Origin of the sequence: Candidatus Anoxymicrobium japonicum (genome assembly GCA_002843005.1) — a bacterium.
GTDB classification, from domain to species: domain Bacteria; phylum Actinomycetota; class Geothermincolia; order Fen-727; family Anoxymicrobiaceae; genus Anoxymicrobium; species Anoxymicrobium japonicum.
This window is the reverse complement of sequence record PHEX01000087.1, coordinates 1-7515: the sequence shown is the minus strand read 5'-3', so window position 1 is coordinate 7515 and position 7515 is coordinate 1. Positions and strand designations below refer to the sequence as shown.

Below are 7515 nucleotides of genomic sequence, written 5' to 3'. Positions count from 1 at the left end.
CCTGATCTCGTCCGATAACCATGCGGCGGCGGCGCTCGCCTATGCCTACCCGGGCGGCGTCGACGCTTTCGTCGCGGCGGTGGCGGCCAAGGTGGACGAGCTGGGTATGACCCGCACCCGCATCGAGGAACCGACCGGCTTGTCGTGGAATAACCGCTCGACGGCGGAGGACCTCGCCAAGATGGCGGCCGCCGCAGCGGAGTACCCGGAAATCGAGCGCATCACGACGACCAGCGAGACGACCGTCGATGTCGAGGGTCGTACGCTGGAGTACCGCAATACCAACCGCCTGGTCGGCCTGGACGGCTGGGACATCCTGCTCTCGAAGACCGGCTTCACGACCCCGGCCGGACGTTGCCTGATCATGCGCCTCAAGGCCGGCGGCCAAACTGTCATTGTCGTCCTGCTCAACGCGACCAGCCTGCCGCGCCGCACGCTCGACGCACTGAATGTGCGAAGCTTCCTGACCGGCGAGCCGATCGTGCGGACCCAGGCCAAGCAGCCAGCGCGCTCAGCGCGGGGGCGTCACAAGCTTCCGGGCAATACCCGAATGGCGGTCATGCGAACCGCAGCACCTTCGCAGGTAATTAGTCGCTAGTTACTGACGGCGGGACGGTGGGAGGAATACGCATTTTCGGATCACCGCGGTCATGATCGGCGCCCAGGGCGATGCCGGGTAGCGGCCCGGCGCCTTGCGCTACGTTTGCTTCGGATAGTCGAATACAACTTTCGCCGGCCTTGCCGCAGCGATGCGCGACCATGACGTCGCCGCGAAGGTGAATTGGGCAACCGCGCAGGTCGGCATCCGGGAAATCTCGTCGGACAAACGCTGCGCCAGCTCCGTCAACTCGGGGTTGTGGCCAAAGAGCATCACGCACGTCAGCTCGTCACCGAGCTCACCGATAACCGCCAGCAGGGTCTCGGGCTCGGTGGCATACAGCCGTTCATCGACAACGATGTCCCCGGCCTTGTAATCGAGCGCGTCGGCGAAAATTTCCGCCGTCGCCAGGGCGCGACGCGCCGGACTCGACAGGATCAAGTCGGGCTTCACCTGGCGCTTCGCCAAGCGTTTTCCCATCAGCGGTGCGTCCCGCTTGCCGCGGGCGGCCAACGGCCGCGCCTGATCCGGCAGGGCAGGATCATCCCAATCCGACTTGGCATGGCGAACAAGGAATAGCGTTCTTTGCATGGAACCCTCCGCGACGGTCGTTCTTCGGCATTTTGTCATCGCCTGCGCTGCCTGACCGCCCAAGCCAGCGCCTCTCGTTAAATGGGTGTAAATGGATGTGGCATTGGCGCCCATGATTGCCTCAAGTGCCGTCCAGATAAGCCCGAATACCTGCCCATTCCTGTGTCCACGAATCTAGCAAGCCCGACTGGTCGTATTAGTGGTGGCCGTTGAGCCCCATCTGCAGCGCCCCGCTGTATTCCTCCCACCAATGCCGGCTCGCGGCCGTACGTCTCCGACTCTTGCCCTAGGTGGGAGTGATGCCATTTTCATGATTGCTATCACTGGAACATTGACAATCGCCCGTCGTGTGCCGAGAATGAACACATTGTGTATCCAGGGGATGTCATGAGTGAAGACGTTGGTCTACGCATTCGCGTGGACGATAGGCTTAGGCACGACTTCATTGAAACCTGCAAAGCGCTGGACACGACAGCAGCCCAAGTCCTACGTGCCTTCATGAGGTCGTACGTGGAGCAACATGGGGAAAAAATTCGACAGGGCCAGCTTTTTGGCGCGCATGCGCCGTCGACTGGTTCAGAGTCGCTCATCCGCTAAATCATTCGATCGCGATCAAAGCCACTGATGAAGAAACTTACGACAATTTCGCTTTTCGCAGGTGGCGGGGGGATGACCCTTGGCATCGGCAAGGCTGGCTTCGACACGCTCTTCGCAACTGACGTAGAGCCCTCGGCTGCGGCAACATTTCACCACAACCTTCCGCACGTCCCCTTCTACTTGGGTGACGTGCGCCGCCTCAGTAAAGAGCATATCGAAAAGGCTATCGGCAGAAAGAAGGTTGACCTAGTGGTCGGAGGCCCCCCCTGCCAGGGGTTCTCCACGATCGGCGATCAAAACCCTGCAGATCCGCGAAATGGGCTTTTTTGGTGCTTCGCCAGGGTGGTAGAGTCGCTTGCTCCTCCATGTTTCTTGATGGAGAACGTCAACTACTTGAGGACGCAATATGGCGGGCGCTACGAGCGAGAAATTGTTGAAGCATTCGAGCGACTCGGCTATCGCGTGTGGGTTACCACACTCAACGCGGCCGACTTCGGCGTCCCCCAGATCCGGAAAAGGGTCTTCTTCTTCGGGACCAAGTTGGACACCCCCTTCAAGTGGCCCACGCCTAGCCACGGGACGGCAGAAAAGGCACACACTACGGTGTGGGCTTCCATTGAAGACTTGCACGGGCACGAGGATATTGCCCGGAATCACTCGTTCCTTCGGCATGGTGAAACAGTAATTGCAAGATATCGATTGATACCGGAAGGCGGCCGCATGCCCCCACCGGCTGAACTGCCGGAAGAAATTCGCCGAAAAAACTTCGGCAACACCTACAAGCGGCTGCACCGTGAGCGCCCCTCTCTAACTCTGGTCCCTGGGAACAACGCATTCCCTGTACATCCGATCGAGCACCGCAGTCTGTCTCCTCGCGAAGCGGCGAGACTGCAAACATTTCCGGATGACTACATGTTCCACGGTTCAAGGGCAGAACAATGCAAGCTTGTTGGCAATGCAGTCCCAGTCTTGCTTGCTCAGCGGCTTGGCGAAGCGATTAAGGCCCATATCGCGGGAGAAGTCTCGATCATGGAAGGTGAAATGCCGCAGTCTCGTCCGTCCCAACAACTCTCATTAGCCACGAATGAAGACAAGCCGCAAAGAACGGTGAGGCCATCCGACATCAAGGCGGTTAGCTTTTTCTCCGGCATCGGCGGCCTCATGCTCGGTTTCCTCAATGCTGGCATGCGTGTGCTGGCCTCGTACGATATGAAGAAGAGCGTTGAGAAGAATCTCAGTATCAACTTTCCGGGAATTCCACACGTACGCGCCGACGTTGCCGAATTAAGTCTTGACGAAGTCAAAGGCCAGTTGGCAGGCCACAAGGTCGATGTCGTGTTTGGTGGACCTCCCTGCCAAGGTTTTTCGATCTTTGGCCGGCGACGGTTCGTCAATACTCAAGATCACCGCCCTGATCAAGATGAGCGAAACGAACTATCTCTCAAGTACGTCGACTTGGCGATTGCTCTTTCGCCGAAGGTCATTTTCCTTGAGAACGTGAAAGGATTCACCTCCACACAACGGGGGGATTCAAGCTACTTGGCCGAGTTGGAAGCACGCCTTCGAAAGGCAGGGTACGAAGTCGAGTATCGCGTCGTCAATTGCGCTGACTACGGAATTCCACAGCTGCGCGAACGCTTCATTCTAGTGGCGTGGGCCGAAGGCTTGCAGTTTCAGTGGCCGGAACCCAAGCACTTCGCCGCGCCCAAGGCCTGGCAGCGCGGATATGTCACGGTGGGCGACGTGCTCACGGATCTCATGGATCCGTCCACTTGTAGCGGCGAGTTCAGCCATTCACCGATGAACCATAAGGAGCTGGTTGTCGAGAGATACAAGCTTATCCCCGAGGGAGGGAGGCTCCCGGAGAACGGCCTGCCAGAACATCTTCGAAAAGGTTATCGCTCCGACGACGTCAAGAACTACAGTCACGTTTATCGTCGTCTGTCCATGAGCGCGCCTGCGACTACCATGGTCCCCGGCCATAATGCATTTCCGGTTCATCCAGTTCTCCATCGAACCTTGACCGTGCGTGAGGCCGCTCGCATTCAGACGTTCCCGGACTGGATGAGGTTTGTAGGCACGCGCCAACAGCAGTGCACCCTGGTTGGAAACGCGGTCCCCCCACTGCTGGCCGAGATCTTTGCAAACAACATCGTCAAGACTATCAAAGGGAACTTCGGGTCGCAGGGCTACAAGCGTGACATCTATGACTTGGCGACTGCCGTATGAACACTCACGACGTCTTGGCGTACGCTGTCGCCCAGGAAGCTGTTCGACGCCTTCGAGACGGTGCTGGGCCTTGGAATACTCTTTTTTCCTCCAACGCATATATCACGGCTTCCCGCGCATGGCCTGTCCCCGACTTCGTTCTGGTCGATAGCGGAAACGAGCTAACGATCGCTGCTGAGTTCAAGCCTCCGCTGCAGTCTAAGCGTGAGTATCTGACGGGGCTGGGACAAGCAATTGCTTATTCGAAGGATTTTCACTATGCACTCTTGGTGCTGCCTGACATCGCCGATGACGGTTACCAGATTGCCAACCATGTCGTCGACGTCCTGCGACAAGGCACCTTGGAGCATGTACCAGTTGGCGTCCTGAGCTACGACCCGGCAAGGTTCTCGCCGCTAAGTCCGTCCTTCACAGAGGCACACTTCTTCTCGCCTCGCACAACGGCGCCAGCCAGCCTCGCGCACCTTGACAATAGCTTTTACGCCAAATGGCGAGAGATGAGCCCTCAAGAGGCTCTCCTTTACCTGTCCTTCTGCTATGACGAAATGCGTTCTCCTTCCTCCCATACCGGAACCATCCGAGACCGCGCCTTCGAACACTTGTGGCGTGATATCCAAGAAGGGAAAGTAAGCCACTGGGCCGGCGGGACGCGCCACTATGCAATTGGATTGAAGACAGGGGTCAACAAGAACTACCGCAATTTCTTTTTCCACATAGGTTGGATCGAGGCAGACGGAGCCCTGACTAGGGAAGGTCTTGAGGCCCTACACATCGGCACCCTGTATGGCTCATCATCCCGCCCCTTCTTGGACACGATCGCCACTGCAGCACTTACTACCGGCAAGCACCTGATCCTTTTTAACGCTATCAGCGAATTCCAAGATTCACTCGGTGGCAGCTTTCCTGAAGAAAAAGTCTGGCTTGACCAACTTGAGGAATATCTCGAAATGAAAGGGTTGCTGAAACGCAATCCAGAACGTGGAGCTGCGGCCGAGCGCGGGTCGGCGAGACAGTTTCTCAAGGCCGAAAAACAGTTTTGGAAAAACCTTGAATTGATTGTCCCTAGAAAAAACCGCGTTTTTCACCCGGGCCGCGGCTTCATCTTCAACTGGTCGCGTATCACTGATCTACTTCAGACAGTTCGCTGACCCGTTACTGGCCGGCCACCTTGGTGGAGGGATGCGATGCGGAGCTGGTGCTGAGGAGATGTCGTATGGCCGACATACTGTCGCCTGCCGAACGGTCGGAACGGATGTCCCGCATCACGGGCAAGAACACCGCGCCTGAGCTTGCGCTTCGCAAGGGCCTGCATGGACTCGGGCTTCGTTATCGGCTGCACGGCGCCAGCCTCCCAGGCAAGCCGGACCTCGTCTTCCGTCGCTACAAGGCCGTTGTTTTCGTCCATGGCTGTTTCTGGCATCGCCACTCAGGATGCAAGGTAGCCTCAACGCCAAAGAGCAACGTCTCGCGAAAACGGCGCGAAAACGGGGTCAGACCACTGTTTTCTTACATGAACGAGGCTCGTCGTCTTCCAGGAAAAATCCGAGCGTCGGAAGAACGGTATCAGGACGAGTGTGCCAACCCCGCCGATTACATCAAGAAAATCCGTCTGCGCGACAAGGAGTTGGCGTAAGGGTGGGGGCAAGTTGCCCCCACCCTTTAGTCAATTTCCAGGCCATGCGTAGGCCGGACACCGATGCGGTGCCAACAGGGGTACAACCAGTCCCGCCTTTCGCTATCAATCAAAAAAGCAAACCTTGGGTGGCTGAGATATTTCGGTCTTGCGAGGGAGGTGTCGTGATACTTCGTCACGGCTTGAGGCCGTGCTGGAAAGTGGATTCCCTGCCCCGAATAGAAGGTGCTGACGATTTTCTTGCGCCTCGATTGCATTGTCGGATAATCAATTTTGTGCACTTGTGCTAATTTTTAATCATTTTTAAGCGCGCAAAACTCGTTTTGGATTACGTGGCGCATCTGCGAATCATCTTTGAGCGGGCTGAATTGATGTTGTGCAAAGGAGCCTTGTCGTGAATGATTTTCCTGCCGATCCCATTGGGGCGGCCTGGCTGGCCACGACCTTCGAGATCAGGCCGCTGGCGCGTCTGCCGGTGATCAGCCAGGTTGGTAGTCGGCGTACGAGTCAGGTTGAGGATGGCTTCCGTTGGGAAACCTATCCGGAGAACATGCGCCCGGCGCCGAATTTTGCGGCCAATCTGCAGTTTCACCTGCGGCATGAAGTGCCGCATTTAGAGTTTTTGGCCCGACTCTTTGCCAAGCTTGGTCCGGATCCGGTGCAAGCTTGGGTGAATGCCGAGCCCACCGGCCAGTATGCCCGCCGGGCGGCCTTCCTGTACGAGTGGTTGAGTGGCGGGCAATTGCAGGTGCCGGCGCGCTTGGGGGGCAATTACGCTGATGTAATCGACAGCGATGTGATGTTGGGCGCGTCGGCCGAGCGGGTGGTCAAGGTACAGCGCTGGCGGGTGAACGACAATCTGCCCGGAACGCCCTATTTCTGCCCTTTGCTGGTCAAGACCGAGGCGCTCAAGGCGGCCGCCGGGCTCGATGTGGAGCAGCTCTTTCGGCAATTGACCGAAGAATTTGGCGAAGAACTGCTGCTCCGTGCGGCCGCCTGGATGACCCTGCGGGAAAGCCGGGCCAGCTTCAGCATTGAGGGGGAGGCCGATAGTGCCACCCGAATCCAGCGCTTTGCTGACGTCATGGCGCGGCGTACCGGCCAGGGCGAACTGCCGCTTGGCGATGCGGCGCTGGCCGCGTTGCAGCAAGAAATACTGGGGGCGGTGACGACGCTTGCCCGCTTGGGGATACGACAGTCTCCGGTGTTCGTTGGCGAGATGGTGCGCTATCAGGAGGTCGTGCACTATGTTGCACCGCCAGCGAGCGATTTGCCGCAGATGCTGGATGGGCTGCGCGTCTTCCTGGCGCGAACCGAGGGACAGTCGCCGGTCTTGCGTAGTGCGGTTGGCGCATTTGCCTTCATCTATATCCATCCGTTGGCTGACGGCAATGGTCGGGTTCATCGTTTCCTGATCAACGACATCCTGCGGCGCGATGGTGTGCTTCCCGATCCGGTGATTCTTCCCGTATCCGCTGTCATCACCGACGATGCCGGCGAGCGGCGGGCTTACGACAGGGTGCTGGACCTTGTCTCAAAACCGCTGATGGAGAGCCTGCGGGATCAGGTGGAGTTTGCCAGCACGCGTACGACCTACCCGGACGGTGTGGTTTCGAATTTCATCTTCAACGCCCCGGATAAGGCTAGTCCGCTATGGCGCTATCCGGATCTGGGGGCGCACGTGGTTTTCATGTCCAAGCTCATCGGTCGGACAATGACTGAGCAGATGCGCGAGGAATCGAGGTACTTGCGCAGCCACCTCAAAGCGCGAATAGCCATCAAGGAAATTGTCGAAATGCCAGACCATCAGGCTGATCGGCTATTGCGCTCAATCGAGCAGAACAAGGGGGCGTTGAGCAATGTACTG

Annotated in this window: 7 protein-coding genes; 6 read left to right on the top strand and 1 reads right to left on the bottom strand. The window is 58.0% G+C overall.

What is annotated here, in order from left to right; all coding sequences use genetic code 11:
- A partial coding sequence (locus CVT63_07670) for a peptidase S11 (protein PKQ27505.1) occupies window positions 1–598 on the top strand: 598 nt, incomplete at its 5' end.
- A 99-nt stretch (window positions 599–697) separates the two neighbouring features.
- On the opposite strand, the gene CVT63_07665 is transcribed toward CVT63_07670, so the two are convergent.
- Entirely contained in the window at window positions 698–1189 is a 492-nt protein-coding gene (locus CVT63_07665) for a histidine phosphatase (GenBank protein ID PKQ27507.1), read from the bottom strand.
- Window positions 1190–1576: 387 nt separating this feature from the next.
- On the opposite strand from CVT63_07665, the gene CVT63_07660 reads away from it, so the two are divergent.
- The 5 genes from CVT63_07660 to CVT63_07640 form a co-directional block, all read left to right on the top strand.
- Window positions 1577–1786 carry a plasmid-related protein gene (locus CVT63_07660; protein PKQ27506.1) on the top strand — a complete coding sequence of 70 codons (210 nt, stop codon included), beginning with the start codon at window positions 1577–1579 and terminating at the stop codon, window positions 1784–1786.
- A 27-nt stretch (window positions 1787–1813) separates the two neighbouring features.
- Window positions 1814–4015 (top strand): hypothetical protein, encoded by a 2202-nt coding sequence (locus tag CVT63_07655; GenBank protein ID PKQ27504.1) that lies wholly within the window; start codon window positions 1814–1816, stop codon window positions 4013–4015.
- Window positions 4012–5163: a hypothetical protein gene (locus CVT63_07650; GenBank protein PKQ27503.1), complete on the top strand. Its 1152-nt coding sequence runs from the start codon at window positions 4012–4014 to the stop codon at window positions 5161–5163. Before CVT63_07655 ends, CVT63_07650 begins: the two co-directional genes overlap by 4 nt.
- A 65-nt stretch (window positions 5164–5228) precedes the next feature.
- Window positions 5229–5648 carry a hypothetical protein gene (locus tag CVT63_07645; GenBank protein ID PKQ27502.1) on the top strand — a complete coding sequence of 140 codons (420 nt, stop codon included), beginning with the start codon at window positions 5229–5231 and terminating at the stop codon, window positions 5646–5648.
- Window positions 5649–6042: 394 nt separating this feature from the next.
- On the top strand, window positions 6043–7515 hold a 1473-nt coding region (locus CVT63_07640; GenBank protein ID PKQ27501.1), incomplete at its 3' end, for a cell filamentation protein Fic.